Source organism: Methylocystis rosea (assembly GCF_003855495.1).
GTDB lineage: Bacteria > Pseudomonadota > Alphaproteobacteria > Rhizobiales > Beijerinckiaceae > Methylocystis > Methylocystis rosea_A.
This window is the reverse complement of the sequence record NZ_CP034086.1, coordinates 2015760-2042725: the sequence shown is the minus strand read 5'-3', so window position 1 is coordinate 2042725 and position 26966 is coordinate 2015760. Positions and strand designations below refer to the sequence as shown.

The 26966-nt window shown below is 63.6% G+C and carries 22 protein-coding genes and 1 tRNA gene; 7 read left to right on the top strand and 16 right to left on the bottom strand.

Translation table 11 applies throughout. The features are described from left to right. Positions 1-16 precede the first annotated feature (16 nt). Positions 17-1240, bottom strand: coding sequence for an N-acetylmuramoyl-L-alanine amidase (locus tag EHO51_RS09925; protein WP_124738752.1), 1224 nt, complete (start codon positions 1238-1240; stop codon positions 17-19). Positions 1241-1936: 696 nt separating this feature from the next. Between EHO51_RS09925 and EHO51_RS09920 the strand changes: the two genes are divergently transcribed. Next, positions 1937-4948, top strand: coding sequence for an Rne/Rng family ribonuclease (locus EHO51_RS09920; RefSeq protein ID WP_124738751.1), 3012 nt, complete (start codon positions 1937-1939; stop codon positions 4946-4948). A gap of 110 nt (positions 4949-5058) precedes the next feature. On the opposite strand, the gene EHO51_RS09915 is transcribed toward EHO51_RS09920, so the two are convergent. Beyond that, entirely contained in the window at positions 5059-6222 is a 1164-nt protein-coding gene (locus tag EHO51_RS09915) for a pyridoxal phosphate-dependent aminotransferase (protein ID WP_164479380.1), read from the bottom strand. A gap of 102 nt (positions 6223-6324) precedes the next feature. On the opposite strand from EHO51_RS09915, the gene EHO51_RS09910 reads away from it, so the two are divergent. Together EHO51_RS09910 and EHO51_RS09905 are read left to right on the top strand one after the other, a co-directional pair. Next, entirely contained in the window at positions 6325-6666 is a 342-nt protein-coding gene (locus tag EHO51_RS09910; RefSeq protein ID WP_124738750.1) for an MmcQ/YjbR family DNA-binding protein, read from the top strand. Then, positions 6654-7940 (top strand): MgtC/SapB family protein, encoded by a 1287-nt coding sequence (locus EHO51_RS09905; protein ID WP_124738749.1) that lies wholly within the window; start codon positions 6654-6656, stop codon positions 7938-7940. Before EHO51_RS09910 ends, EHO51_RS09905 begins: the two co-directional genes overlap by 13 nt. On the opposite strand, the gene modC is transcribed toward EHO51_RS09905, so the two are convergent. The 13 genes from modC to secA all read right to left on the bottom strand — a co-directional run bounded on the left by modC (position 7935) and on the right by secA (position 23452). Next, positions 7935-9029, bottom strand: a complete 1095-nt coding sequence (gene modC, locus EHO51_RS09900; RefSeq protein ID WP_164479379.1) for a molybdenum ABC transporter ATP-binding protein — start codon at positions 9027-9029, stop codon at positions 7935-7937. The two genes, EHO51_RS09905 and modC, sit on opposite strands and share 6 nt — an antisense overlap. Then, on the bottom strand, positions 9022-9696 hold the full coding sequence (gene modB, locus EHO51_RS09895) for a molybdate ABC transporter permease subunit (protein WP_124738747.1): 675 nt from the start codon (positions 9694-9696) through the stop codon (positions 9022-9024). Before modB ends, modC begins: the two co-directional genes overlap by 8 nt. 96 nt (positions 9697-9792) lie before the next feature. Continuing rightward, positions 9793-10575 (bottom strand): molybdate ABC transporter substrate-binding protein, encoded by a 783-nt coding sequence (gene modA, locus EHO51_RS09890; protein WP_124738746.1) that lies wholly within the window; start codon positions 10573-10575, stop codon positions 9793-9795. A gap of 81 nt (positions 10576-10656) precedes the next feature. Beyond that, positions 10657-10977, bottom strand: coding sequence for a thioredoxin (gene trxA / locus EHO51_RS09885; protein ID WP_124738745.1), 321 nt, complete (start codon positions 10975-10977; stop codon positions 10657-10659). Positions 10978-11577: 600 nt separating this feature from the next. Beyond that, complete coding sequence (locus EHO51_RS09880; protein ID WP_124738744.1) at positions 11578-13113, bottom strand: acyl-CoA carboxylase subunit beta; 1536 nt, start codon at positions 13111-13113, stop codon at positions 11578-11580. Between the two features lie 41 nt (positions 13114-13154). After that, a complete protein-coding gene (locus EHO51_RS09875) occupies positions 13155-13823 on the bottom strand; it encodes a hypothetical protein (protein WP_124738743.1) in 669 nt (222 codons plus the stop codon). 97 nt (positions 13824-13920) lie between these two features. Next, positions 13921-13996 (bottom strand) — tRNA-Val (locus tag EHO51_RS09870). 141 nt (positions 13997-14137) lie between these two features. Continuing rightward, positions 14138-14419, bottom strand: coding sequence for an HU family DNA-binding protein (locus EHO51_RS09865; RefSeq protein WP_124738742.1), 282 nt, complete (start codon positions 14417-14419; stop codon positions 14138-14140). A 276-nt stretch (positions 14420-14695) separates the two neighbouring features. After that, positions 14696-17119 carry an endopeptidase La gene (gene lon, locus EHO51_RS09860; RefSeq protein WP_124738741.1) on the bottom strand — a complete coding sequence of 808 codons (2424 nt, stop codon included), beginning with the start codon at positions 17117-17119 and terminating at the stop codon, positions 14696-14698. A gap of 245 nt (positions 17120-17364) precedes the next feature. Continuing rightward, complete coding sequence (gene clpX / locus EHO51_RS09855) at positions 17365-18630, bottom strand: ATP-dependent Clp protease ATP-binding subunit ClpX (RefSeq protein WP_018408942.1); 1266 nt, start codon at positions 18628-18630, stop codon at positions 17365-17367. Positions 18631-18860: 230 nt separating this feature from the next. Beyond that, positions 18861-20081: a 6-phosphofructokinase gene (locus EHO51_RS09850; protein ID WP_124738740.1), complete on the bottom strand. Its 1221-nt coding sequence runs from the start codon at positions 20079-20081 to the stop codon at positions 18861-18863. Positions 20082-20196: 115 nt separating this feature from the next. Beyond that, positions 20197-20610 (bottom strand): surface-adhesin E family protein, encoded by a 414-nt coding sequence (locus EHO51_RS09845; protein ID WP_245434543.1) that lies wholly within the window; start codon positions 20608-20610, stop codon positions 20197-20199. Positions 20611-20629: 19 nt separating this feature from the next. After that, the gene (gene secA / locus EHO51_RS09840) at positions 20630-23452 is read right to left on the bottom strand and encodes a preprotein translocase subunit SecA (RefSeq protein WP_124738739.1); all 2823 of its coding nucleotides are present in this window, start codon (positions 23450-23452) and stop codon (positions 20630-20632) included. 347 nt (positions 23453-23799) lie between these two features. On the opposite strand from secA, the gene EHO51_RS09835 reads away from it, so the two are divergent. Both EHO51_RS09835 and EHO51_RS09830 read left to right on the top strand, forming a co-directional pair. Further along, a complete protein-coding gene (locus EHO51_RS09835; protein ID WP_124738738.1) occupies positions 23800-24093 on the top strand; it encodes a hypothetical protein in 294 nt (97 codons plus the stop codon). Positions 24094-24136: 43 nt separating this feature from the next. Continuing rightward, entirely contained in the window at positions 24137-24553 is a 417-nt protein-coding gene (locus tag EHO51_RS09830; protein ID WP_124738737.1) for a DUF1036 domain-containing protein, read from the top strand. 4 nt (positions 24554-24557) lie between these two features. Here EHO51_RS09830 and EHO51_RS09825 read toward each other — a convergent pair whose 3' ends face one another. Continuing rightward, a complete protein-coding gene (locus EHO51_RS09825; RefSeq protein ID WP_245434542.1) occupies positions 24558-25529 on the bottom strand; it encodes a polysaccharide deacetylase family protein in 972 nt (323 codons plus the stop codon). A 9-nt stretch (positions 25530-25538) separates the two neighbouring features. Between EHO51_RS09825 and EHO51_RS09820 the strand changes: the two genes are divergently transcribed. Together EHO51_RS09820 and EHO51_RS09815 are read left to right on the top strand one after the other, a co-directional pair. Then, positions 25539-25970: a GNAT family N-acetyltransferase gene (locus EHO51_RS09820; protein ID WP_124738736.1), complete on the top strand. Its 432-nt coding sequence runs from the start codon at positions 25539-25541 to the stop codon at positions 25968-25970. Between the two features lie 8 nt (positions 25971-25978). Further along, positions 25979-26962, top strand: coding sequence for a zinc-dependent alcohol dehydrogenase family protein (locus tag EHO51_RS09815; RefSeq protein WP_124738735.1), 984 nt, complete (start codon positions 25979-25981; stop codon positions 26960-26962). The last annotated feature ends 4 nt before the right edge of the window (positions 26963-26966 follow it).

The following is a 26966-nucleotide window of genomic DNA, read 5'->3' as shown; positions in this document are numbered from 1 at the left end:
GCCGTGATTTTGTGTTTTATTGTGGGCGCGCCGCGCCCGAGGGCGCTCCAGCGGGGGCCCGCGCTTCACGGCTACGCGCGCTGATAAAGGCGTCAACAGCTTCGGCGGTTTTCTGCGCCGCGCGCTCGCGCCAGTCCTGGGACGTCAGCCGGGACAGATCCTTTTCGCTTGAAAGATATCCAAGTTCGAGCAGCACGGAGGGGACGTCAAAGGCTTTGAGCACAACGAAGCCCGCCGAACGGCTTGGATTTTTGTTGAGCGCCCCGACTTCCTTCCAGAATGAGATCAGCGAATGCGAAAATTGGCGACTGTAGCCGCGGGTTTCGCGCCGCGTGAGTTCGAACAATATGTCGCCAACCTCTTCGGCGTCCGCCTTGCTTTCAAGTCCGGCGGCCTGATCCGCGAGATTCTCCTTCTCGGCCATCCGCGCCGCTTCGGCGTCCGAGGCGCGTTCAGAGACCGTGTACACGGTCGCGCCCTCGACGCGGGACGCGGACAGCGTGTCCGCATGAACCGAGATAAACAGCGACGCGTTGTTTTCGCGACCGATTCGCACCCGCTCGCCGAGCGGGAGAAACATGTCGTGGTCGCGGGTTAAAAGCACGCGCGCGCGCCCGGTTTCCTGGATTTTGTCCCGCAGCGCGCGCGCGAATTCGAGCACGACGTCCTTTTCCATTTCGCCGTGCTTGGAGGTCGCGCCCATATCGACGCCGCCATGGCCCGGATCGATGACCACCATGGGCTTGTCCGTTGGCGCTTTGGCGGCCGTCGCTGGCAGTTTCGGCGGTTCCGCAGGCTGCAGGCGCGCCTGTTCGGCGACAGTCGCGGCGAAATGCCCGGCGCTGGTCGGGGCGAGCTCGATGACGAGCCGCGGTCCGCCGACGGCGACCTCGCTGTCCGCTTTGAGAATCTTGGCGGGCCCCGCGAGATCGATCACGACGCGCGAGCGTCCCGGCGCGAAGATGCCATAACGGTATGATTTTATGAGCTTGTCGCCGGGCGACAGGCCGGCGTTCGCCTCCATGCGGAAAAGCACTTCCGGCAAATCGACGATGATGCGCGGGGGGTTCGCCACGGGATGCGCGGTCACCGGCGGCAGGCCGGTGAGATCGAAGAGGAGGCGGGAACGATCGGGGAGCGCCTCGATTCGCGCGGTGAGCGCAGAGATTTCCTTCTGCTGCTCGACGGCGGCGGCAGACCGCGAGAGCGCGCCCTGAGCCGCGAGGAGCGCGGCCGCCATTACGATCAACGGTCGTGACGCCCCTGCGCGCAAAGCTGTCCTCCTCACCTGCGTCCCCAAATTCGCGCGGCGTTTCGATCCGGCAACTGGCATTTTGGCAAGAGCGCCGTTAACGCATCGTTAGCTTATCTGAAAGCCGTCCGTTGCGGGACCTTTCCCCATGAATTTTTCGGTGAATAGCCGAGCCGGCGCTTGCACCGGCCTACTTCGACCGATATGTAAGGAGATAGCTGCGGAATTCTGCGGCGCGATATTTGCCGTAAAATGCGGCCGTGAAGTCGAGCCAACAGAATTTCGGACAGTTGCTTTCCGTTACGCCGCCCCGTGCAGGTCGTGACGTTTGGTCGCCGCCATTTGGCGGTGCGAAAGGTTTTTTGACGATCTCATGGCCAGGACCGTGATAGGCGCGAGAGCAGTCGTTTCCTCCGTGTGGCTTGTCCTCGCGGAAGGGCGCAGCCTCGCAAAAAACATGTCCTCTTGGTTCGTTCGTCATTTCACGGGGACGAGGCGCGATGCGCTTTGTCCCGCCGGCTCGCAAGCCGGCAAGCGTATCGCAGGTCTCAGGCCTGTCTCCCTTATCCTCACAAGAAGCGTTCGCGCCGTCAGGATGCGCCAAAGAGCGGTCGCCGAGTCCCCTCGAGGACTCAGGCTTGCCCCGTCGGCGTTATTGCGCGCGACGCCGCAGAAGAGTCCCCCATGGCTAACAAGATGCTCATCGACGCCTCCCACCCGGAGGAGACCCGCGTAGTCGTTCTACGTGGAAGCCGCGTTCAGGAATTCGATTTCGAGGCTGCTGACAAAAAACCCCTGCGCGGCAACATTTATCTCGCGAAGGTCACGCGGGTTGAGCCGTCCCTTCAGGCCGCCTTCGTCGACTATGGCGGAAACCGTCACGGCTTTCTGGCCTTCGCCGAAATTCACCCTGACTATTATCAAATCCCCGTCGCCGACCGGCAGGCGCTGCTCGAGGAAGAGAGCCGCGCCCATCAGCAGGCCGACGAGGAAGAGCGCGTTCCGCATGGTCGCGGGCGTCGTTCGCGCCGCCGCCAACATGAGGGCGCCGAGAAGCGTGCGAGCGCCGATGAGGCTGTGACGAGCGAGCCCCTCGACGACGCGGGCGCTTCGCCGGTCGTCATTGAGGATCAGGCCGAAACAGCCTTCGCCGAATCGGCTGAGGAACGGTCTGAAGCCGCGCCGGAGTTCGCGCTCCAAGCTGAGTCGCAAGAAGGTCTTGAAGCTCAGCCAGAGGCCGTCGAGACCCAATCGAGGGGTCAAGACGTCGGGGCGCAGGAGGAGCCTGACGCCGGGAACGCCGAAGCTGCCGACTTTCGGTCAGAGAGCACGGACGTTGAGGTCGAGGCGGGCGATCAGCCGATCGCTACGGCGCAGCATGAGCAGATTTCCATCGATCCGGCCGGTTTCGGTTCGGTCGAGACCGGCGAAGCCGAGGAGTTTGCCCTCGAAGCGCCGGAGCCTGACCACGAACTGAAAGCGCGCCGCCAGGACGAGCGCGACGAGGCGCGTGAGCGCGCTCGCGAAGATGCTGAAGGCGAAACGGCTGAGGTCAACGCCCGCGTCAACGCCCCGGCTGAGGAGCATGACGAGGAAGAGCACGACGACGAGGACGATCACGTCGAGCACATCGGCGGGGATGCGATGGACGAAGCGCCCTATCGGGCGCCGCGCTCCCGCCGTCAGTACAAGATTCAAGAGGTCATCAAGCGCCGCCAGGTGCTGCTTGTGCAGGTCGTCAAGGAAGAACGCGGCAACAAGGGCGCCGCGCTCACGACCTATCTCTCGCTCGCCGGCCGTTATTCCGTGCTCATGCCCAACACCGCGCGTGGCGGGGGCATTTCGCGCAAGATCACGGACGGCGCGGACCGCAAGCGGTTGAAAGAGATCGTGCATGATCTCGAAGTGCCCGAGGGGATGGGCGTCATCCTGCGAACGGCCGGCGCGACGCGGACCAAGCAGGAGGTCAAGCGCGATTTCGAATATCTGCTGCGGCTGTGGGAGAGCGTGCGCGAATTGACCCTGCGCTCCGCGGCGCCGACCCTCGTCTATGAGGAAGGCTCGCTCATCAAGCGGGCGATTCGCGATCTTTATGGCCGCGACGTCGAGGAAGTCGTCGTTTCCGGCGAAGACGCCTATCGCGAGGCCAAAGACTTCATGCGCATGCTGATGCCGAGCCACGCCAAGAACGTGCGCCTGCATCGCGAGCCCTTTCCGATCTTCGCCGAGAGCGGCGTCGAGGCCCAACTCGACGCGATGTTCTCCAATCATGTCACGCTGAAGTCGGGCGGCTATCTGGTCATCAACCAGACCGAGGCGCTGGTCGCCATCGACGTGAACTCGGGACGTTCGACGCGCGAGCACAATATCGAGGACACGGCGCTTCGCACCAATCTCGAAGCCGCGGACGAAGTGGCGCGGCAGTTGCGACTGCGGGATCTCGCCGGGCTGATCGTCGTCGACTTCATCGACATGGAGGAGAGTCGCAACAATCGCGCTGTTGAGCGACGCCTCAAGGACGCGCTGAAAAACGACCGCGCCCGCATTCAGGTCGGCCGCATCTCGCATTTCGGCTTGCTCGAAATGTCGCGCCAGCGCATCCGCGCGGGCGTCGTCGAAGGCTCGACGGTGCCATGTCCGCACTGCCTCGGCGCCGGTCACGTGCGCTCCACCGCTTCCGTCGCGCTGCACGTGCTGCGCGTGCTCGAAGAGGCGCTGGTCAAGAGCGCCGCGCATGACGTGACGCTGCGCACCCGCGCGGTGGTGGCGCTCTACATTCTCAACCAGAAGCGCACTCATTTGCAGGAGCTGGAGCGCCGCTTCGGCGTCCACATCACGGTGGCCGCCGACGATACGCTGACGGGCGCGACCTATCATGCGCTCGAGCGCGGAGAACTCGCGACCGGTCCGCGCGTTTCCCAGCGCGACGCGCCTCTGCGGGTCGATTCGCTGCGCGCCGAACCTCTCGAGGAAGAGGCGCCGGAAGATGTGATCGGCGGCGAAATCGTCGAGGTGGAAGAGGAAACCGTCGAGTCGAACGGCGACAAGCGTGAAGAGAACGGCGAACGATCGCGCTTGGGCGCGGAAGAAGACGCATCGCGCGGCCGTCGCCGTCGCCGTCGTCGAGGCCGTGGCGGCGGCGCACAGGGCGGCGAACCCTTGCCGCCCGGCGCCGAGCAGCCGTCCGATGAAGGTCTTGCGCTCATGGCGGCGATCGAGGGCGCGCCGGCGCCTGCCGAGGAGCGGTCTGACCGCCGCGGCGGCCGACGCGGTGGCAATCGCGGCCCGGATCGCGGTTCAGATCGCGGTCCCGGCCGTTGGCGGCGATCCGCGCCCTTGCCCGAGGAATTCAAGGACCCTTCCGCAGTCTTCGCGCTCGACGAGGGTGGTGAGGGCGCTCAGGCGCTGATCTCTCCGCGTGGGGCGCAGATGCCGGACTATCCGGAGACTTTGCCGCCGCCGCCGCCGGTAAACGGCGCCGAGATTGCGCCGCCCTCCCAGCCGCCCATCCAAGAGCGTGCAAGCGAGCCGGTCGCCCCCATCGCTCCGCCTCAGGCTGCGGCGCCGACGCCCGAGCCCGCCCCGCAGCCGGTCGCCCCGCGCGAGCCCACGGAAGTGGTCATTACCCAAGCGGACCCCGACCGCCCGAAGAAGGGCGGCTGGTGGCAGCGCGTGCGCACGCCTTTCGGCAGTTAGAGCGCTTCCCGATCACATGGAATCATGTGATCGATAAGGAATCGCTCAAAATCAAAATGGTGGAGCAGGTTCTCATCGAAAAAGTCTGTCAACTTTTTCGGAACCTGCTCTTAGGGCCGCAGCCAGGCTTCTAGGCGGGCGAGGCCCTCGCGCACGTCCGCCTCCGGACCGGCGTAAGAAAGCCGCAGCGTTTTTGCGCCGCGGCGCGGATCAAAATCGAGGCCGGGCGTCGTCGCGACGCCGGCCTCGTGCAACATCCGCCGACAGAACCCGATCGAATCGTCGGTGAAACGCGAGATGTCGGCGTAGATGTAAAACGCGCCGTCGGGCGGGGCGAAATTGTCCAATCCCAGTTTGGGAAGCCGGTCGAGCAGAAGCGCCCGGTTTCGAGCATAGGCGGCGCGGTTCGCCTCCAGTTCATCGCCCGCGTCGAAAGCGGCGAGGGCCGCGCGCTGCGACAGGGTCGGGGCGCAGATCGCGAGCGACTGCTGCAAGCGCTCGAGCGGACGCATCAATTCGGCCGGCGCGACGAGCCACCCGAGCCGCCATCCCGTCATCGCGTAATATTTTGAGAAGGAATTGATGACGAGGGCGCGTTGCGAGAAACGCAGCGCGGTCTCCGCGCGCATCTCATATTCGAGTCCGTGATAGATCTCGTCGGAGACGAGAACGATTTCGGCTTCGTCGCAGAAGGCGCAGATCCGCGCCAATTCATCGCGCGCAATCATCGCGCCGGTTGGATTGGCGGGACTCATGAAGAGCGCGCCATGAAGTTTCCTGTCGCGATGGGCCGCTTCCAGCATCGCCGCGGTGGGCGCAAAGCGCGTCTCTTCACTGATTTCGAGCAGGACCGGCTCCAAGCCGAGCGCCGAAAGGATGTTCGCATAGGCCGGATAGCCTGGCGCGGTGACGGCGATCCTAGCTCCCGGGTCGAATGCCGCGAGGAAGGCGAGCAGAAAGCCGCCGGATGAGCCTGTCGTGGCGATGACGCGGTCGGGCGTAACGTCAACGCCATAGCGCTCGCGATAGTGCTGCGCGATGCGATCGCGCAGCGGCGCGTCGCCGAGCGCCTCGCCATAGCCGATCGAGCCGTTGCGCAGCGACTCGGCGGCGGCCTCGCGCACGCGGCGCGGCGCGGCGACCCCGGGTTCGCCAAGCTCCAAATGGATGATGCTGCGGCCGGCGCGCTCCAAGGCTTTCGCGTCGCGCAGCACGTCCATGGCCATGAAGGGCGCGATATTGGAGCGGCGGGATGGGGGTAGGGGTACGTTCATACATGCCTTCTATTGCTAATCTCGGTCAGGCGCACGCTCTGGCGGCCACGCGCCATATGATCTTGAGCGGCGCACGCCGCGTCGGGTCTTGATGGAGTAGTCGTGGCCACCAGCCGTGATTTCCGGCGCATCGCACTGTCTCTCGAGGGAACGCGCGAAGCGCCGCATTTCGACAGAACCGCATTTAAGGTCGCGCGGATCTACGCGACTCTCGCCGCCGACGAATTGACGGCCAACGTGAAACTGGCGCCCGAAGAGCAGGCGTTCAAATCCATGATGGCGCCGCAAGCCTTTGCGCCGGTTCCCAACGCCTGGGGACGGCAGGGATGGACGACCATTCTGCTCGAGGCGATCGACGTCTCGGAGCTGCGCGACGCGCTGGAAACGGCTTGGCGTCACGCCACAAAGAAAAAGACGGAAAAGAAGAAGACATGTACGATTTAAGCGCCATCGAGCTGATGCAGAGACTGTCGATTGCGCTGGCGATCGGGCTGCTCATTGGCTTGGAACGAGGCTGGACGTCACGCGACGAGTCGGAAGGCGAGCGCGCCGCCGGCCTGCGCACGCATGGGCTTGCCGGACTGCTTGGCGGCGTGTGGGGCGCAATCGTTCAGCCTTTTGGCGCTTCCGGCGTCGTCGCTTTGGCGATCGCCTTCGCCTTCGTCGGCGCTTTGGTCGGGGTCTATCGCTACCGCGAAAACGTCCATGATGAGACCTTTGGCGCGACGACCGTCGTCGCGGCGTCGCTAGCCTTTTCACTCGGCGCCTTCGCGGTGATCGGCGACATACAGGCGGCGGCAGCCGCAGCGGTGGCGACGACGGCGATCCTGGCGCTCAAAGGGTTTCTCCACGGCCTCGTCAAGCGCATCACCTGGGACGAGCTGCGCTCCGGGCTGGCGCTGCTGGCGATGAGCTTCATCCTGCTTCCCGTTCTACCCAATCGCGCCATTGACCCGTGGCAAGCGGTGAACCCTTTCGAATTGTGGCTGATGACCGTGCTGATCGGCGTGATTTCCTTCGCGGGCTACGTCGCCGTAAAGATTATCGGCTACGGCCGCGGCGTCGCGGTCGCCGGCATGGCGGGAGGATTGGCGTCATCGACGGCGGCGACGGCGGCGATGTCGCGGCTGGCGCGGGAATATCCCTCGCAGATTGGCGCTTCGGCGGCGGGCGCCATCTTCGCGAATGCGGTGATGGCGCCGCGAATCATCGCCGTCATCGCGGTCATCAATCCGACGCTCGCGTGGCGCTTGGCGCCGCCGGTCGTTGCGGGCGGCGCGCTCTTCGCGCTCGCCGGAGTCTTTCTCCTGCGACGAAGCGAGCGGCCCGCAGAATCGAGCGGCTTTTCTGTTGGCAATCCGCTGGATCTGATGGCGGTGCTCAAATTCGGCGCGCTCCTCGCGACCGTGATGATCCTCTCGCGGCTCGCGACGCATTTCGCCGGGAGCGCCGGCGCCTATGCGCTCGCGGCCATTTCCGGCATCGTCGACGTTGACGCGATCGGACTGACCATGGCGCGGCTCGGCGCAAGCGAGATCGGCATAAGGGCGGCGGCGGGGGCGGTGCTGCTGGCGCTGCTGTCGAACACGGCGTCGAAAGTCGTGATGGGCTGGGTTATCGGCGGCGCCGGAATGGGCCAAAGACTCGCCGCGGCTTCCGCTCTCGCCGTCGCCGGGGCGCTCATGGCGTTGTGGCTGGCGGAATTCGCAGGCCTATAGACCACGTTCGTCAAGCGCGACAGACTTCACCAGGGCGTATACGTCTGCGCCGACGGTCAGCCGCAATTCATCGAGCGCGAGGCGCGTGATCGCCGAGACAAGACGGTCGCCGCCGATGAGCGTCAGCGTGACGAAGGCGAGGGCGCTCTCGGTCGCATCGATCTTTTCGATGCGGCCGCGCAAAATCGTGCGCACGCTGGTGTCGCGTGGTTCGGACATCGCAAGCGCGACGTCTGTCGCGCGCATGACGACGCGCGCCTCGCGCTGCGTCGTCAGACGCGCAGCGATCAAGATCTCGCCCGCCGGATGGGCGAGCCGCGTGACGCCGTATGCTTCGTCGACGGCGACCACGCGCGCCTTGAGCGCGTTGACCACGCCGAATCGGCCGCCTTCGACAAGACGGCTCGCGCTCGGCAGCACGTCGAGCGGCGCGCCGCGCGCGACGACGCGACCGCGATCGAGCACGACGGCCTCGTCGGCGATGCGGGTCACTTCTTCCGGCGCATGGCTGACGTAGATGATCGGAATATCGAGTTCGTCGCGCAGCCGTTCGAGATAGGGCAACACGTCGAGACGGCGCGCAACGTCGAGCGACGCCAGCGGCTCATCCATGAGCAGCAGTTGCGGACGCGTCAGCAGGGCGCGGGCGATCGCGACTCTCTGTCGCTCGCCGCCGGAAAGCGTATCCGGCCAGCGCTCCGCGAGAGCGGCGATGTCGAGCATTTCGCAGAGCGCCTCGCGCCCTGCGTCGGCCGCCGTGACGCGCGCGCGGGTCATTCCATAGTCGAGATTTCCTTTGACGGTGAGATGGGAAAACAGACTCGCATCTTGAAACACCATGCCAAGCGCGCGGCGATGCGTCGGCACGAAGACGCCATGCGCCTCGTCTTGCCAGACGTCGCCGCCGATCTTGAGAAGCCCGTCGGGCGCGCGCGCCAGCCCGGCGATGCAGCGCAGAGCGGTGGTCTTGCCGGAGCCGGAAGGGCCAAAGAGCGCTGTGACGCCGCGTCCCGGCAGCTCCAGGTCAACGTCGAGCGCGAAGCCGGAATAGGCGAGGCGAAAACGCGCGGCGATGGCGCCGTCAGCCATTGCGGCCGTTCCGTCGGCGCCCATAGAGCGCGAGGAGAACGCAGAAACTGAACAGCAGCATGCCCCCCGCGAGCCAATGTGCGCGCTCGTAGTTCATCGACTCGACCTGGTCATAGATCAGTACGGACACCACGCGCGTCTTGTCCGGAATGGCGCCGCCGATCATCAGAACGACGCCGAATTCACCGACGGTATGCGCAAAGCCGAGGATGGCCGCGGTGACGAGACCGGGCCTCGCCAGAGGCAGCGCCACCGTGAAGAAAGCGTCCAGCGGGCTCGCGCGCAAGGTGGCGGCGGCCTCCAGCGGACGATCGCCCATCGCCTCGAAGGCGTTCTGAATCGGCTGCACCACGAAGGGCAGCGAATAAAAAAGCGACGCCACGACGAGGCCGGCGAAGGTGAAAGGCAAGGGCGCGACGCCGAGGAACGCCGTGAGCCTGCCCAGGGGTCCATGCGGGCCCATGGTCAGCAGCAGGTAGAAGCCCAGCACCGTCGGCGGCAGAACCAGCGGCAGCGCCACGACGGCGCCCAATGGACCCTTGAGCCAGGACTGCGTGCGCGCCAGCCACCACGCCAGCGGCGCGCCAATGAGGAGCAGCAGAAAGGTGACGATCGTCGCGAGCTTGAGCGTCAGCCAGATCGCCGCGAAATCTTCAGATGTCGGCATATGAGACCTGCCGCCGAGCGGCGGCGGTGAGGTTAAGACAGGCGGAAGACTGTCAGTCCGCCTGTTCCATTTAGCGGATGCGGCGGGCGGAACGGCCTACCGCGCGGCCTGGCCGGGGGGCGCGAAGCCGAACTTAATCATGATCGTCTGCGACTGTCCGGTTTTGAGATAGTCGAGAAAGGTCTTCGCCAAAGGTTTGTCGGCGCCCTGGCGGGTCACGACATAGGCCTGTTCGAGTCGTGAATGCAGCGTCTCTGGGATCAGAGAATAGCCGCCTCTGTCCGCAACCTCTTTGCTCAAAGCGATCGAAAGAGCGGTCAGCGCGACATCGGCGGCGCCTGTCTCGGCGTATTGCGTCGCCTGCGAGATGTTCTCGCCGAACACAAGCTTGTCCTTCACCTTGTCCCAAAGGCCGGCGGCGCGCAGCACTTGTTCCGCGCATCTGCCGTAAGGCGCATGCGCCGGATTGGCGATCGCGATCTTGCCGATCTTGGAATCGGCAAGATCCTCCAGGCGCAATTTTGTCGCGTCCCTCGTCGCGCTCCACAGGACGAGCCTGCCGACCGCGTAGGGCGTGGGCTCGCTCGCCGCGAAGCCGTCCTTGCGCAGCGCGCGCGCATAGGCGATGTCGGCCGAAAAGAAAATGTCGAAGGGCGCGCCCTCGCGGATCTGCGTCTGCAGCTTGCCGGAAGAGCCGTAAACAACGTCGACCTTGTCGCCCTTATGGGCGGCTTGAAAGTTGGAGACGATTTCCTGCAACGCGAATTTAAGATCGGACGCCGCCGCGATGGTGATTTCGCTGGCTGCCGCCGCGCGGAGCGGCGCGAGCGTTAAAGCGATCAGGCAACAGACAGCGAAAAATTCATGCAGTCGGCGCATCTACGCAGCTCCCGAGTTTTGATGGCTCGAGAGCATGCCTGTTGCGATGCGCCGGCCGCTGGACCCAATTGCAAGAATCGTTCACACGGCTGCAGCGATCCACCGCGACAATTCGCCCTTGGGCGCGGCGCCGACCTTTTGTGCGGCGGCCTTGCCGTCCTTGAACAGAATAAGCGTCGGAATCGACCGGATGCCGAGCTTGCTCGCCACGGCGGGGTTTTCGTCGATGTTGAGCTTGACGACTTTGATCTTGCCCTTCATCTCCGCGGCGATCTCCTCCAGCGCCGGGGCGATCATGCGGCAGGGACCGCACCATTCCGCCCAAAAATCGACAACAACCGGCTCGGCGGATTTGAGCACTTCCTCTTCGAAAGTGGCGTCAGTGATTTTCTGCGTGGTCATGGCCGGCCTTCCATTGGGCTTTTCGTTAGACGTGCGCGGAACGTAGGAAGCGCGTCATCGCCCGTCAAGGCGACGTCCCACGCAGCTCCGGATCAGACTGAGCGGAATCATTGTTCGACGCTTAGCGATTCATTAAGCGCATGTGTCGCAAACGCATGTGTGTCGCGCGTCGATAAAAACACCGCGCGGCGACAAAAAAACACAAAGAGCGGGAATGGCGTCCCGCCGCTCCCCGCTCTTTGGTACCCCGTCCTTAACCAAACTGAAACGCCAAGCTCCGAAGTCTTAAGTCGCTCCGATAGCCCCGTTCGCGCCGACTCATCTTGCGAGCCTCGGCGAACTGCGTTCTGTTCGGCGTCCTCCCCGACTTGGACCGTAGCTGGGCCTAATTCCTGCGACGCATACGACGCTTAGGCTTTTACCCCAACCAACCTGGCGAGCGAACACTAGGACAAAACGGGCGGACTGTCACTTGAAAAATGTGCAGTCTGACGAATTTTGTGATCGGGCGCCGCTGAATTAGGCGGATCACGCGGACCCAGCCTCAACGGCGCAACGCCATCACGTTTGCGACGGCGCCGCGCTCGCTATTGCGCCGCGTTACAAGGGAATGTTGTCGTGCTTCTTCCAGGGATTCTCCAATTCCTTGTGGCGAAGCAGCGCAAGCGCGCGAGCGATTCGTTTGCGGGTCGAACGCGGCGTAATCACCTCGTCGATATAACCGCGCTCCGCGGCGACAAATGGCGACAAGAAGCGATCTTCATACTCCTTGGTGCGCTGAGCGATCTTCTCCGGATCGCCAATGTCGGCGCGGAAGATGATCTCGACGGCGCCCTTCGCGCCCATGACGGCGATCTGCGCCGACGGCCAGGCGTAATTGACGTCGCCGCGAAGATGTTTCGAGGACATAACGTCATAGGCGCCGCCGAACGCCTTTCGCGTGATGACGGTCACTTTCGGCACCGTCGCTTCGGCGTATGCGAACAGCAGTTTCGCGCCATGCTTGATCAGGCCGCCATATTCTTGCGCCGTCCCAGGCAGAAAGCCCGGCACGTCGACAAAGGTGACGATCGGAATGTTGAAGCAGTCGCAAAAACGCACGAAACGCGCCGCCTTCTTGGAGGCGTCGATGTCGAGCACGCCGGCGAGCACGAGCGGCTGATTGGCGACAAAGCCGACCGTGCGTCCTTCGATGCGGCCGAAGCCGATCACGATATTGCGCGCATGCGCATCTTGTATCTCGAAGAAGTCGGCCTCGTCGACGATCTTATGGATGAGTTCCTTGATGTCGTATGGCTTGTTCGGATTATCCGGAACAATCGTGTCGAGCGATTCGTCGAGCCGGTCCGCCTCGTCGAAAGCGGGCCATTCCGGCGGCTCCTCCTGGTTGGAGGAGGGCAGGAAATCGATCAGCCTGCGCATCTGCAGGAGCGCTTCCACATCGTTGTCGTAGGCGCGATCGGCGATCGAGCTTTTGGTCGTATGCACCGAGGCGCCGCCGAGCTCTTCCGCCGTCACCGTCTCATTCGTCACGGTCTTGACGACGTCGGGTCCGGTCACGAACATATAGCTCGTGTCGCGCACCATGAAGATGAAGTCCGTCATCGCCGGCGAGTAAACGTCGCCGCCGGCGCAAGGGCCCATGATCACCGAGATTTGCGGAATGACGCCGGAGGCCATGACATTGCGCTGGAAGACTTCGCCATAGCCGCCGAGCGCCGCGACGCCTTCCTGGATGCGCGCGCCGCCGGCGTCGAACAGGCCGATGATCGGGGCGCGATTTTTCAGCGCCATGTCCTGCAGCTTGGTGATCTTTTGCGCGTGCGTTTCGGAGAGCGAGCCGCCGAAGACGGTGAAGTCCTTGGCGAAGACGAAGACGGCGCGGCCGTTGACAGTGCCCCATCCCGTGACGACCCCATCGCCCGAAATTTTCTCGCCCTGATCCATGCCGAAATCGGTGCAGCGGTGGGCGACGAACATGTCGAATTCTTCGAACGAGCCGTGATCGAGGAGCAGTTCGATTCTCTCGCGCGCGGTGAGCTTGCCGCGGGCGTGCTGCGCTTCGATCCGCTTTTGGCCGCCGCCAAGCCGCGCGGACGCGCGCCGCCGTTCAAGCCCGTCGAAAATATGTTTCATGTGCTGCCCTGGTTGCTGATTATGGCTGTCATCCGGCGCGTCTAGAGCTTGCGCGACCCAAGCCGCCAACGAGCGATGTCGGCGCCGGTCAGCACGTAAAGCTTATCGGGCGACGTCCGCTCGGCGAGCTTCACGAGTTCGGTGCTCACGCCCATCATCGCCGCGTAGCGGGAAAGCGTCTGAAGCATGCCGCCATCGTCATAATTTCGCTCGCGCACGAGTCCGCCCTCGGCGATGTCGAAACTCGTCGAATAATTGAACATGCGGTGAATGCCGACGCTGCTCTGCGGCGGAATCACGCGCCTCCTGCCGCCCATCAGCGCATAGACGCAGGCAGAATAGCAGCGGCCCGATACGAGCGCCATCGTGCGCGATTGATCCGCCGCGGGACGGGCGACGATCACCGCCATCCCGAGCTTGCGGATGGCCTGGCCGAGTTCCATCGAGGCGACGACCTTTCCGCCAGGCGAGTCGAGCAGCACAATTCCGTGCAGATTGCCGCCGCGAGCATTTTCGCGCACGAAGGCGACGAAGGCGTCGGGCGTCTCCGGGCCGATTTCGCCTTGCGCCGCGATCACCTGTGGGCAGTTTGCGCCGCAGCCCCCGGAATTCACGCTGACGACGCGAAAGCTCATATCTTCAGCATGCGCGAAGGTGGGGACGAAGGCGGCGACGCAGAGCGCAATGAAAACGGTTTTGATCAATCTCATCCGGGCGGCCTTCTTTGTCCCAGCAAGCTAAAGCGAAATCCTGGGCTTTGGAACACCAATTCCCGCGGCGAGCCCTGTGCCGTCTCGATGGCGGCAGTGGTGGGCGGTGACGGTCTCGAACCGCCGACCCTCTCGGTGTAAACGAGATGCTCTACCAACTGAGCTAACCGCCCTGACATGATGCGCGCCCGCCGGGTTTTAAGGGCGGGCGCCTCGGGAGGCAAGCCGGTTCAAAACTACGGCCGCCGGGGCTCCGACGGCCGTCGTGCGAAATTTCGGAAACGCCTGCGACGCCAGCGCCTCCGCGCGCCGAGCTACTTGGCCTTGTTGAGCGCGGTCTTCAGCGTCGCGCCGGGCTTGAAGCGGGCGCTCTTGGACGCGGGAATCTTGATTTCTTCGCCGGTCGCCGGATTGCGGCCTTTGCCGGCGGCGCGTTTCTTGACCGAAAAAGTGCCGAAGCCGACGAGGCGAACTTCGTCGCCCTTCTTGAGGGCCTTCGTGATGCCGTCGATGACGGCGTCGATGGCGGCGGCCGCCGCCGCTTTCGAGCTGTCCGTCTCGCTCGCGACGTGCTCAACGAGTTCCAATTTGTTCATGGCTTTTCCTTCTCCTTCACTGCGAGCCGCCCGGCGTAAGAATGCGCGACCTCGAATCGGCGTTGCGCAGCGATGGCGAGTGTTGGTCGCGAATCGCAGGAAAAGCAAGGCTTACCGGCCGCCAAAGGCCAGGAATCGCTGGTTTTCCGGGGGAAACGGCGGCTCTGCCGCGAAATGCTCATACAATCTGGGGGCTGCAGCGCGCATCAGCCGCCCAAAAGCAAAGAGCCCCGCTCTGAGGGAGCGGGGCTCTTGAGTGTGTTGTACGATTTGCGATCAGTGGGCGCGGACGCCGGTGCCGTCATCGTCGCCGACAGCGTGTTTTGCGATCGCGGCGGCGTCTTCCCGCCATTCGATCGGCGTCGGCTGAGAAATCAGCGCGTGGCGCAGCACTTCTTCCATGCGGGCGACGGGCACGATTTCCAGTCGGTTCTTCACCGCGTCCGGGATTTCCGCCAAATCCTTGGCGTTCTCCTCTGGGATCAGCACTTTCTTCAAGCCGCCACGCAGCGCCGCAAGCAGCTTCTCCTTCAAGCCGCCGATCGGCAAGACGCGGCCGCGCAGCGTGATCTCGCCGGTCATGGCGATGTCGCGCCGGACGGGGATGCCGGTGATGATCGAGACGATGGCGGTCGCCATCGCCACGCCGGCCGACGGTCCATCCTTGGGCGTCGCGCCTTCCGGCACGTGCACATGGAAGTCGCGTCGGTCGAAAACCGGCGGTTCGACGCCGAAGTCCACGGCGCGGGAGCGCACATAGGACGCCGCCGCGGAGATGGACTCCTTCATCACGTCGCGCAGATTGCCCGTCACGGTCATCTTGCCCTTGCCGGGCATCATGACGCCTTCGATCGTCAGCAATTCGCCGCCCACTTCGGTCCAGGCCAGACCGGTCACGACGCCGACCTGATCTTCGAGTTCGGCCTCGCCATAGCGGAACTTCGGCACGCCAAGATAGTCGGCGAGATTCTCGCTCGTGACGACGATCTTCTCTTTCTTCTTTAGAAGGATTTCCTTTACCGCCTTGCGCGCGAGATTGGAGAGTTCGCGCTCCAGATTGCGCACGCCGGCTTCGCGCGTATAGCGGCGAATGAGGGTGAGCAGCCCGTCGTCGGCGATCATCCATTCGTCGGGCGAAAGGCCGTGCTTATGCACCGCGCTGGGAATGAGGTGCCTGCGCGCGATCTCGAGCTTCTCATCTTCGGTGTAGCCGGCGATGCGAATGATCTCCATGCGGTCCATCAGCGGCGCCGGAATATTGAGCGTATTCGCCGTCGTCACGAACATCACATTCGAAAGGTCGTAGTCGACTTCGAGGTAATGGTCGTTGAACGTCGCGTTCTGCTCCGGGTCCAGCACTTCGAGCAAGGCCGACGACGGATCGCCGCGGAAGTCCATGCCCATCTTGTCAATCTCGTCCAAGAGAAAGAGCGGATTGGACGTCTTCGCCTTGCGCATCGACTGGATGATCTTGCCGGGCATCGAGCCGATGTAAGTGCGCCGATGACCGCGGATTTCCGCTTCGTCCCGCACGCCGCCCAGCGACATGCGCACGAAGTCGCGGCCCGTGGCTTTGGCGATGGACTTGCCGAGCGAGGTCTTGCCGACGCCGGGCGGGCCGACGAGGCACAGGATCGGTCCCGTCAGCTTGTTGGCGCGGCTCTGCACCGCGAGATACTCAAGGATGCGCTCCTTGACCTTCTCGAGGCCGAAATGCTCGGCGTCGAGCACTTCCTCGGCCTGTCCGAGATCCCGCTTCACCTTGGAGCGCTTGCCCCACGGGATCGACAGGATCCAGTCAAGGTAGTTCCGCACGACGGTGGCTTCGGCGGACATCGGCGACATCTGCCGCAGCTTCTTGAACTCGGCCAAGGCCTTGTCGCGCGCTTCCTTGGAGAGCTTGGTGTTCTTGATGCGCTCCTCGAGCTCGGCGAGATCGTCCTTGCCGTCCTCGTCGCCCAGCTCCTTCTGGATCGCCTTCATCTGCTCGTTGAGATAATATTCGCGCTGCGTCTTCTCCATCTGGCGCTTGACGCGCGTGCGAATGCGCTTCTCGACCTGCAGGACCGAGATCTCGCTCTCCATCAGCGACAGACATTTTTCGAGGCGGCGCGCGACGCTGACCGTCTCAAGCACGTCCTGCTTCTCGGCGATCTTCACCGACAGGTGAGACGCGACCGTGTCGGCGAGCTTCGAATAGTCGTCGATCTGCGTCACCGCGCCGACGACCTCGGAAGAGACTCGCTTGTTGAGCTTCACATAGCTTTCGAATTCAGCGATCACCGATCGGCCGAGCGCTTCGACTTCGACCGGAGAGGCGAGATCGTCGGCGACGACTTCGGCGTCCGCTTCGTAATAATCGTCCGCGCGCGTGTATGTGCGAACGCTGGCGCGCGCCACGCCTTCGACCAGCACCTTCACCGTGCCGTCGGGCAGCTTCAGAAGCTGCAACACCGAGGCGAGCGTGCCGATCGGATAAATCGCATCGGCCGAGGGATCGTCGTCGCCAGCGTTCTTCTGCGTCGCCAGCAGAATGAGCCTGTCGGATTTCGTCACCTCTTCGAGCGCGCGAATGGATTTCTCCCGCGCGACGAAAAGAGGAACGATCATGTGCGGAAAGACGACAATGTCGCGCAGCGGCAGCACCGGATAGCTTTCGATGGTTCCGGGGGTGACGGCGTCTCGCTTTTCGTTCGACATTCTTTTTGTCCTGTCCTTGACGCGTCCCGCTAAAGCGGCGGCGCGAGACCGCAGGGCGATTTTTGGGTTCAGGCCGCGAATACGGTCGCCCGCCGATTTCGCGCCAATTAAAGACCGCCGGCGGATGCGCCCGACGGCCCCGTTAACGCAAATGGTTACGCGAATAATCGATTCAAGGCGCTGCGGCGCCCAAGCTTAAACCCGCATGCGGCGTCGCCGCCGCATAGTCGCTTCGTCTTTGCGCGTCAGGCGCTCGTGCCGCTCTTTTCGCTGCGTTCGGCGTAAATATAGAGCGGCCGGGCTTTGCCCTCGACGACTTCCGGTCCGATGACAACCTGTTCGACCCCCTCCAGACCTGGCAGATCGAACATCGTGTCTAGCAAGATTCCTTCCATGATCGAACGCAGGCCGCGCGCGCCGGTATGGCGTTCGATCGCCTTGCGCGCGACGGACGAAAGAGCGTCGTCCTGGAAGGTGAGCTCGACGTTCTCCATCTCGAAGAGCCGCTGATACTGCTTGACCAGCGCGTTCTTGGGCTCGGTGAGGATGCGCTTGAGCGCGTCCTCGTCGAGATCCTCGAGCGTCGCAATGACCGGCAGACGGCCGACGAATTCGGGGATGAGCCCAAATTTCAGCAGGTCTTCCGGCTGCACTTGCCTAAAAATGTCGCCGGTGCGCCGTTCGTCGGGCGACTGCACGGTGGCGGCGAAGCCGATCGAGGTGTTGCGTCCGCGGGAGGAGATGATCTTTTCAAGCCCGGCGAAAGCGCCGCCACAGATGAACAGGATGTTCGTCGTGTCGACCTGCAGGAACTCCTGCTGTGGATGCTTGCGACCGCCCTGGGGCGGCACGGAGGCGACGGTGCCTTCCATGATCTTCAACAGCGCCTGCTGCACGCCTTCGCCCGAAACGTCGCGGGTGATCGAAGGATTGTCGGACTTGCGCGAAATCTTGTCGATTTCGTCGACATAGACGATGCCGCGCTGGGCGCGCTCGACATTATAATCCGACGCCTGCAGAAGCTTGAGAATGATGTTTTCGACATCCTCGCCGACGTAGCCCGCTTCGGTCAGGGTCGTGGCGTCGGCCATGGTGAACGGAACATCCAGGATGCGCGCCAGAGTCTGCGCCAGCATGGTCTTGCCGACGCCGGTCGGTCCGATCAGCAGAATGTTGGACTTCGCCAGCTCCACGTCGCCATGCTTGGTCGCATGGTTGAGGCGCTTGTAATGGTTGTGGACCGCGACCGAGAGCACGCGCTTGGCCTGGGACTGGCCGATGACATAGTCGTCCAGAACCTTACAAATCTCCCGCGGGGTCGGAATGCCGTCGCGCTGCTTGACCAGCGAGGATTTGTTCTCCTCGCGGATGATGTCCATGCACAGTTCGACGCATTCATCGCAGATGAACACCGTCGGTCCGGCGATAAGCTTACGGACCTCGTGCTGGCTCTTGCCGCAAAAGGAGCAGTAAAGCGTGTTCTTGGAATCGCCGCCGCCGACCTTGCTCATATTGCTCTCCTATCGGGCCGGCCTGCCGGGCGAATCGGCCCGAACACCTGTGTAACCGGCGCCAGACTAACAAAAAGTGGAAGCGGCTGGCGTGCCCGTTCCCATCCAGTTTCGGTCGTCAGCGACGAGCGCCCGAGAACCATGACTAGTTAGTGTATTTTACACGACGGCCAAATTGCAACCTTCGCCGGAAACTCTGTTGAAGCAAGAAAGGCGCCCTCGCCGGCGGCTCAGGCGGTAAGGATCTTGGGAACTCGATTCAGCCGTAGCCGATAGGCGTCTGGCATGCCGCTTCCGAGTAAGGGGCGCAGATACATCCGGAAGGCGTCGGTGACGTCCGTGCCGCAGGGGCTAATGTATTCGTCCGGCATGACTTTTGTCTTTCCAGCGATCGCTTCAAGCGGCGTCAACTGATAGTCCACCGAATAAAAGCCGGTCCGGTGGATCGTCACCGAGCCGTCGCGGTCGCCCCAAATGGCGTATTGCACGGCCTTTTCGCCGACCTCGCGCGCCTCTCGCTGGTCGACGTCGGAAACGCAACCGACGAAGCTCCTTTGCACATAGCCGAATGTATCGGCCCGCACCCGCTTGAATCCGAGCCGGTCCTTCACGAGGCGGGTGAGTTCGTCGGCCAGCGCGCCGCCCCCGAGATGGACATTGCCGTGATCGTCGCGCTCCACCGCTTTGGCGAGCTTTTCGGCGATGGGGGTATGGTTTTCGTCGCAGACGCCTTCTGACACCGCAACGACGCAGCGGCCGTATTTCGCCATGGTCGCCTTAACGTCGGCGAGGAATTTGTCGATGATGAAGGCGCGCTCAGGGATGTAGATGAGATGCGGGCCGTCGTCGGGGAATTTCTTGCCGAGCGCCGAGGCGGCGGTCAGAAACCCCGCGTGCCGGCCCATGACGACGGCGACATACACGCCGGGGAGAGCCCAATTGTCGAGATTGGCGCCGGCGAACGCCTGCGCCACCCAGCGCGCCGCCGAGGGAAAGCCCGGCGTGTGGTCGTTGATCATCAGATCGTTGTCGATGGTTTTTGGAATGTGCACCGTCCGCAGCGGATAGCCGGCGCTTTGGGCCTCCTGCGAAACGATGCGCACCGTGTCCGAGGAATCATTGCCGCCGATATAGAAAAAGCAGCCGACCCCATGCGCGCGCAGGACCCGGAAGATTTCCTGACAATATTTTAGATCCGGCTTGTCGCGCGTCGAGCCGAGCGCCGAAGACGGGGTGCAGGCGACGAGTTCGAGATTATGAGTCGTCTCCTGCGTGAGGTCGACGAAATCCTCGTTGACGATGCCGCGAACGCCGTGGAAGGCGCCATAAACCCGCTCGACCTCGCGAAATTTGCGGGACTCCAGCACGGCCCCGACGAGCGACTGATTGATGACGGCGGTGGGGCCGCCGCCCTGAGCGACGAGCACTTTAGAAAAATCAATGGCGGTCACGACAAGCTCCTGGAAACCCGCGGCGGCCGCTTTCTCGCGAACGCGAGACGGCGGCGCTCCAACCGCGCTGCGCTTATATTCTCAGGCGCGAGGCGGTTCAAATCGATCCGGCCGCTCATCCCGAGGTCGTGCGCGCGCAGACCTTGGCGAAGAGTCCGTCGTAATAGGGCGGCACCGGCGACCATTCGTCTTTCGGCGGATAGGGCTTGGTTATCTTTCCTTCGCCCATCTGACCCTGCCGCCAGCCGCCGCCCTCGGACCTGTATTTCCGATTGGCGCAATCGAGCGACACTTTCTCGATTTCCGACAGCCCCTTTTCGGCGAGGCCGAACGCCGCGGCTTTTGGCGAGGCGGCGTTGTAATCGGTGAGCGCGTCGACCGTGACGAACCCGTCGGGCGAGGTCCGACGCGAGCCGGCGTCCATATAGACGGTCGAGAAATCGTCCTTGGAGACCTGCACCCACTCGGCGCGGGCCGATGCGGAAGACGCCAGCGTCGACAGGAGAGCCGAGACGCTGATCTTCCACATCGCCGTCCGCATCCCCGGCTTAGACAAGAGCGCCGTGGCAATGCTTGTATTTCTTACCCGAGCCGCAAGGGCAGGGCTCATTGCGTCCCACCTTGCCCCAAGTGGCGGGATTGCTCGCGTCGCGCGCAGCGGGCGCTTCGCTGACCGCGAGCCCGCGCGCCGAGAAATCGGCCCCCGCGAGACGCGTATTGAGATCATCGAGCGCAAGCTGCGCGCCGCCGCCGATCAGCGCCTCGGGATTTGGATGCGACATTTCCATCGGCGGCAGTTCCGGCGGCGCGGAAGGCGGAGCTTCGAAGGACACTTCGACGCGCATCAGTTGCGTGGTCACCGTTTCGTCCCACCGCGTCATCAGGCCTTTGAAGAGCTCGAGCGCTTCGGACTTGTACTCGTTAAGGGGATCGCGCTGCGCCAGGCCGCGCCAGCCGATCACCTGCCGAAGGTGGTCGAGCGCGACGAGATGTTCGCGCCACAGCGTATCGAGAGACTGCAGGACGACCTGCTTCTCGATCATGCGCATCAGCGGCTCAGTGTTCTTTTCGACGCGCTCGGCGTAAGCGGCGTCGGCCGCCTCAAGCAGGCGCTCCTTGAGCTCCTCGTCGGCGATGCCTTCTTCCTTCGCCCAGTCGGCGACCGGCAGATCGAGATTGAGCTTCGCTTTGACGTCTTCCGCCAGCCCGTCGACGTCCCAGGCCTCGGCGTAGGCGTCATGCGGAATGTGCTGCGACACCATCGCGTCGACCACATCGGCGCGCATGTCGGCGGTCTGCTCCTCGACGCTCTCCTCATCCATGATTTCGCGCCGGCGCTCGAAGATCACCTTGCGCTGGTCGTTCATGACGTTGTCGAACTTGAGGATGTTCTTGCGGATGTCGAAGTTGCGCGCCTCGACCTTATGCTGCGCCTTCTCGATCGCCTTGTTGATCCAAGGATGGACGATGGCTTCGCCCTCCTGCAGGCCGAGCTTCACCAACATCGAGTCCATGCGCTCGGAGCCGAAGATGCGCATGAGATCGTCCTGCAGCGACAGGAAAAATTTCGAGCGGCCAGGGTCGCCCTGACGTCCGGAGCGGCCGCGCAGCTGATTGTCGATGCGCCGGCTCTCGTGGCGCTCGGTGCCGATGATGTAAAGGCCGCCGGCAGCGATGGCCTTCTCTTTGAAGTCCGCGACCTCCTCGCGAATCTCCGCTTCCTTCTTGGCGCGCGCGTCGCCTTCAAGGCCGGCGCATTCCTGCGTCACGCGCATCTCGACGTTGCCGCCCAGCTGAATGTCGGTGCCGCGGCCGGCCATGTTGGTGGCGATGGTGATCGCGCCGGGCACGCCGGCTTCCGCGACGATATAGGCTTCCTGCTCGTGGAAGCGCGCATTGAGCACCGCGAAAAGCTTCGACGGCTTGCCAGAGCGCGCCGCCGCGTAGAGCCCCGTCAGCCCCTTGGGATCGGCGAAGTCGATCATCGTGTAGCCCTGCGTCAGCAGGAATTCCGCAAGCTGCTCCGACTTTTCGATCGACGTGGTGCCGACGAGAAGCGGCTGCATCCGTCCATTGGCGTCCTGGATCTCGGCGGCGATCGCGCCGAGCTTTTCCTTGGCGCTTCGATAAACCTCGTCATCTTCATCGAGCCGGCAGACGTCGCGGTTCGTCGGAATTTCGACGACGTCCAGCTTGTAGATTTCGGAGAATTCATTTGCCTCTGTGGCCGCGGTGCCGGTCATGCCGGCGAGTTTGCCGTAGAGACGAAAGTAATTTTGGAAGGTGATCGACGCCAAGGTGACGTTTTCAGGCTGAACCTGAACATGCTCTTTCGCTTCGAGGGCCTGATGCAGGCCTTCCGAATATCGGCGGCCCGGCATCATGCGGCCGGTGAATTCGTCGATGATGACCACCTCGCCCTTGCGGACGATGTAATCCTTGTCCTTCTGGAAGAGCTTATGCGCGCGCAGCGCCTGATTGACGTGATGCACGAGCGTCACGTTGTGCGCTTCGTAAAGCGCGCCTTCGGTCAGCGCGCCGGCCTCGGTCAGCAGCTCTTCCATATGCTCATTGCCGGCGTCGGTCAGATGAACCGTGCGCTGCTTCTCGTCGAGTTCGAAGTCGTCGGCGTTGAGCTTGGGGACCAGCTTGTCGATCGTGTTGTAAAGATCGGACTTGTCGTCGATGGCGCCCGAGATGATGAGCGGCGTGCGCGCCTCGTCGATCAGGATCGAGTCGACTTCGTCGACGATCGCATAATTATGTCCGCGCTGAACCATCTGCGAGAACTCATATTTCATATTGTCGCGCAGATAGTCGAAGCCGAATTCGTTATTCGTTCCGTAGGTGATGTCGCAAGCGTAGGCGGCGGCGCGATCCTCGTCCACGAGGTCATGCACCACGACCCCGACGCTCATGCCGAGAAATCTGTAGATCTGCCCCATCCATTCGGAGTCGCGCTTGGCGAGATAGTCGTTCACCGTGACGACATGGACGCCTTTGCCGGCGAGCGCGTTGAGATAGACGGCGAGCGTGGCGACGAGAGTCTTGCCTTCGCCCGTGCGCATCTCCGAGATCGCGCCTTCGTGCAGCACCATGCCGCCGATGAGCTGGACGTCAAAATGGCGTTGCCCGAGGGTGCGCTTGGCCGCCTCGCGCACGGTGGCGAAAGCGGGAACGAGCAGATCGTCGAGCGACTTGCCGGCGGCGTGCTCTTCGCGGAACCGGCGGGTGCGATCCCGCAACTCTTCGTCGGTCAGCGCCTCGACTTCCGGCTCCAGGGCGTTGATCGCGTTGACCTTCGGCGCATATGTCTTAAGCCGGCGATCGTTCGCCGTGCCGAAAATCTTCTTGGCGAGTGCGCCGATCATACTTGCGAACCTTTCTCCCGCGCAGCGTCTGCCGCCTTCTCGGCGCGCCGGGGAATGGCGGCCGGCGGAACGTCACATAATGCATGAATAACATCCGCCTGCGACATCGCGCCAACGGCGGGGCGCCAAGATCGACGCGACATTTCCGCCGGAGAGATAAGAGCCGCCGGAAACCTTGTCAATGTAAGGGATTTTCTCGCGACGCCATGTGGATCAGGGCTGACCCCCATCGCCTGAGGGTAAGCCAAACGGACGTTGACGGCGGTCAGCGCTGCGCCTAGCGTCGCTTGACCAATCGTTTTTTACGGTCGCGCGTTCATATTCGGAATAGAATTAAGGAGGTCCCATTGGCCAGCCGTCATTATACGTTTTTCGCCGCTCTTGGCGCCGCAATTTTTCTTGGCGGCGCGACGGCGGAGGCTCAGCGCCGAACCCCTTCCGCAGCCGGTGTGAGCCCGACGGAGCACTTCGGCGAGAAGGCGCCTTCCAAGGAAGAAGCCGCGCCGCCGAGCAAGAAGCCCGTCTCCGGCGAGGAGGACGCCCGGCCGGGCGTCGGCGACGTTTCCAAAGAGCCGCAAGTTCCCACCAAGGCGCGGTCCATCCGCCGCGACCCTGCGGCCCAGCCCACGCCCAAGCCTTAATTCTTTTTAGTCGCGCCCGCGCATTTTCGCAGGGGAGGGAACCATGCGCAGATTTTTGATCTTATTGGCCACGCTCAGCATCGTCTGTGCGCCGAACGCCGCTCAGGCCTGGTTCAAGTTCCGCAACACCACCAAGGCCACGGTGTGGGTTTCATTTCTTTGGTATTCGCCGGGCTGTTCGGACGGCGGCGACTGGACGAAAAAGGGGTGGTGGAAATTGGAGCCGGGCCAGACGAAAACCGTCTTCGGCAAAGATCTGCAGAGCGTCAACACCTACTATTATTGGTACGCCGAGTCGAACGACGGCGCTGTGTGGAGCGGCCCTTTCAACACATGCGTGCCGCAGAGCGCCTACGAGTGGTGCATCAACACCTGTTGCTCGCCGACATGCCGGACGGTCGGCTTCCGCGAGAAATATATTGGCAGCTACAATAATTACACGATCAACCTCGTCAAATAGGGGCTCATGGAGCCTCATTGATGGGGCGTAGGGGCAACGGCATACCGCCGGTCTGCATCAGCCGCAAAAACAGCCTTATGCCCACCGGCTCATTTCCGTTCGGGTGCACGAGCACGATCGAGCCCGGGTGGGGCCTCGGGCCGAGCGCCAGCCAGGAGTCGGCGCCGAGCGCGACGAGATGTCGGCTGCGGACGTTCTCCAGCAGCGCGGCGTCGGCGACAAGGCCCGGAAAGCGGAAAAATACCGACGGCGTTTCGCCTTGGGCGACCATGAGCTTTTCCGTCTCGAATATCTCGCGATCGACGTCCACGCCCGGCCGCAGGAAGAAATTCCGCCCGTCCGGAAGGCGGCGAACATAGGGATGGCTGTAGGAATGATTGGCCCAGGCGATGTCGAGCGCCCCGCTGCGCGCCTTCTCGCGCAGCCAGGCGAAGTCGGCTCCGTGGCGGGCGATCCAGCCGCCGGAGACGGCGAGCATCACGGGCGTGCGCGGCCCCTGCGCGGCGAGTTCTTCGAAAAAGGCGCGGTCCAGCGGCTTGCGGCTCGGGCAGAGATCGCCGGTTACAAAGGCGCCGCCGCCGGCGCCGTGAATGAGGCCGGCGTTGACGAGCGCCGGCGGACGCGTGGGGTCTTGCGGCGGATGCAGCGCCTTGAGATAGCGAGTCTCGGCTTGCGCCGCATCGCTCGTCGCCTCGCAGCGCCAGCATGCCGCGCGCTCCAGCGACGTCTGGAGCGATTGCGGGTCGACCGTCAGGATCAAGGGCGTGCCGTCCAGGCTCATGCGCCGGATGGCCAGCCGCGTTGAGCCGCTTTCGCTCGCGCAGCTCTCGAAAACCGGCGCATAATTCTTAACGCGCGAGGCTGCCGGCGTCGGAGATGGCGCGATGTCGACCGGCGCGCAGGCGCTGTCTTCGCCGCGCGCCGTTGCGGCGCCGGCGACGCATGTCCACAATAGCAGAACGACGGCCCGTCTCACGGCGCGATCATGATAAAAAAAGAAGAGATTGAGAAGATCGCCCTTTCGGTCGAGTCGAAGGAGTCGAGCGAGGTTGCGGCAATGCTCGGCGAGGACATCGCGCGCCAGTTCGGCCCGCGCGACGAAACGCCTTTCTCCATTCTGGCGCGCGGGAAAGATGGCGCGCTGATCGGCGGGATCAATGGACTCATCCATTGGCGATGGGCCTATGTGCGCCATCTCTGGGTGGCGGAGTCGTGGCGCGGCCAGGGCCTCGGCGCGTGGCTGATGGGGGAGGCGGAGCGCCTCGCGCGGGATCGTGGGTGCGTCGGCGTCTATATCGACACATTCGAGAAACGCGTCGCCGCATTCTATGAGCGGCTCGGCTTCGCGCGCGTGGGTGAAATCGCGGATTTTCCGCCGGGCCACAGCCGCATCTCCCTAAGCAAGCCTCTCCGATGACTGAGATCATGAAAGCGATGGTCCTGCCGCGGCCCCACGCGCCGCTCGTCATGGAGGAGCGGCCGATCCCGTCGCCCGGCGTCGGGGAGTTACGGCTCAAGGTCGAGGCCTGCGGCGTCTGTCGCACCGATCTCCATGTCGTCGACGGCGAACTGACCCGGCCGAAGCTTCCGATCGTTCCGGGCCACGAAATCGTCGGGCGCATCGACGCGATCGGTGCTGGCGTGACCGGTTTCTCGCTTGGACAGCGGGTCGGCGTTCCCTGGCTTGGCTACACCTGCGGGCATTGCCCCTACTGTATGAGCGCGCGCGAAAATCTGTGCGACGATCCGCTCTTCACCGGCTACACGCGCGATGGCGGCTATGCGTCTCACGCCGTAGCCGATGCGTCCTACTGCTTCCCGCTGCCGGAGACTGGAGATCCGGCGACGCTCGCGCCATTGCTCTGCGCGGGCCTCATCGGCTGGCGCACGCTGAAGATGGCGGGTCCGGCGGAAGCGATCGGCATATACGGCTTCGGCGCCGCCGCCCATATCATCGCTCAGGTGGCGATCGCTCAAGGCAAGCGCGTTCATGCCTTCGTGCGGCCGGGCGATCAGGCGGCGGCGGAATTCGCGCTGTCGCTCGGCGCGGCCTCGGCGCAAGGATCGGACGCGCAGGCGCCGGAGAAGCTCGACGCCGCGCTGATCTTTGCGCCGGTCGGCGCGCTCATTCCGCGCGCGCTCGCCGCGACGAAGAAAGGCGGCGCTGTCGTCTGCGGCGGCATTCACATGAGCGATATTCCGAGCTTTCCCTACGCGCTGCTTTGGGAGGAGCGGCGACTGCTCTCCGTGGCGAATCTCACGCGCGAAGATGCGCGCGAGTTCCTTGCGCTCGCGCCGACAATTCCGCTGAAAATGCATGCGACGCGCTATCCTCTGGCGCAGGCGAATGAGGCGCTCGCCCATCTGCGTGAAGGTCGCCTGCAAGGCGCGGCGGTGCTCATTCCGTAAGCCG

Coding starts and splice junctions, on each gene's coding strand:
- lon (WP_124738741.1), bottom strand. CDS start 17,119: ATGTCGAACGAAAAGCGAGACGCCGTCACCCCCGGAACCATCGAAAGC.
- EHO51_RS09880 (WP_124738744.1), bottom strand. CDS start 13,113: ATGAAACATATTTTCGACGGGCTTGAACGGCGGCGCGCGTCCGCGCGG.
- EHO51_RS09820 (WP_124738736.1), top strand. CDS start 25,539: ATGATAAAAAAAGAAGAGATTGAGAAGATCGCCCTTTCGGTCGAGTCG.
- EHO51_RS09815 (WP_124738735.1), top strand. CDS start 25,979: ATGAAAGCGATGGTCCTGCCGCGGCCCCACGCGCCGCTCGTCATGGAG.
- modB (WP_124738747.1), bottom strand. CDS start 9,696: ATGCCGACATCTGAAGATTTCGCGGCGATCTGGCTGACGCTCAAGCTC.
- clpX (WP_018408942.1), bottom strand. CDS start 18,630: ATGAGCAAGGTCGGCGGCGGCGATTCCAAGAACACGCTTTACTGCTCC.
- EHO51_RS09925 (WP_124738752.1), bottom strand. CDS start 1,240: ATGGCGGCCGCGCTCCTCGCGGCTCAGGGCGCGCTCTCGCGGTCTGCC.
- EHO51_RS09845 (WP_245434543.1), bottom strand. CDS start 20,610: ATGTGGAAGATCAGCGTCTCGGCTCTCCTGTCGACGCTGGCGTCTTCC.
- secA (WP_124738739.1), bottom strand. CDS start 23,452: ATGATCGGCGCACTCGCCAAGAAGATTTTCGGCACGGCGAACGATCGC.
- EHO51_RS09920 (WP_124738751.1), top strand. CDS start 1,937: ATGGCTAACAAGATGCTCATCGACGCCTCCCACCCGGAGGAGACCCGC.
- modA (WP_124738746.1), bottom strand. CDS start 10,575: ATGCGCCGACTGCATGAATTTTTCGCTGTCTGTTGCCTGATCGCTTTA.
- trxA (WP_124738745.1), bottom strand. CDS start 10,977: ATGACCACGCAGAAAATCACTGACGCCACTTTCGAAGAGGAAGTGCTC.
- EHO51_RS09915 (WP_164479380.1), bottom strand. CDS start 6,222: ATGAACGTACCCCTACCCCCATCCCGCCGCTCCAATATCGCGCCCTTC.
- EHO51_RS09865 (WP_124738742.1), bottom strand. CDS start 14,419: ATGAACAAATTGGAACTCGTTGAGCACGTCGCGAGCGAGACGGACAGC.
- EHO51_RS09905 (WP_124738749.1), top strand. CDS start 6,654: ATGTACGATTTAAGCGCCATCGAGCTGATGCAGAGACTGTCGATTGCG.
- EHO51_RS09875 (WP_124738743.1), bottom strand. CDS start 13,823: ATGAGATTGATCAAAACCGTTTTCATTGCGCTCTGCGTCGCCGCCTTC.
- EHO51_RS09830 (WP_124738737.1), top strand. CDS start 24,137: ATGCGCAGATTTTTGATCTTATTGGCCACGCTCAGCATCGTCTGTGCG.
- modC (WP_164479379.1), bottom strand. CDS start 9,029: ATGGCTGACGGCGCCATCGCCGCGCGTTTTCGCCTCGCCTATTCCGGC.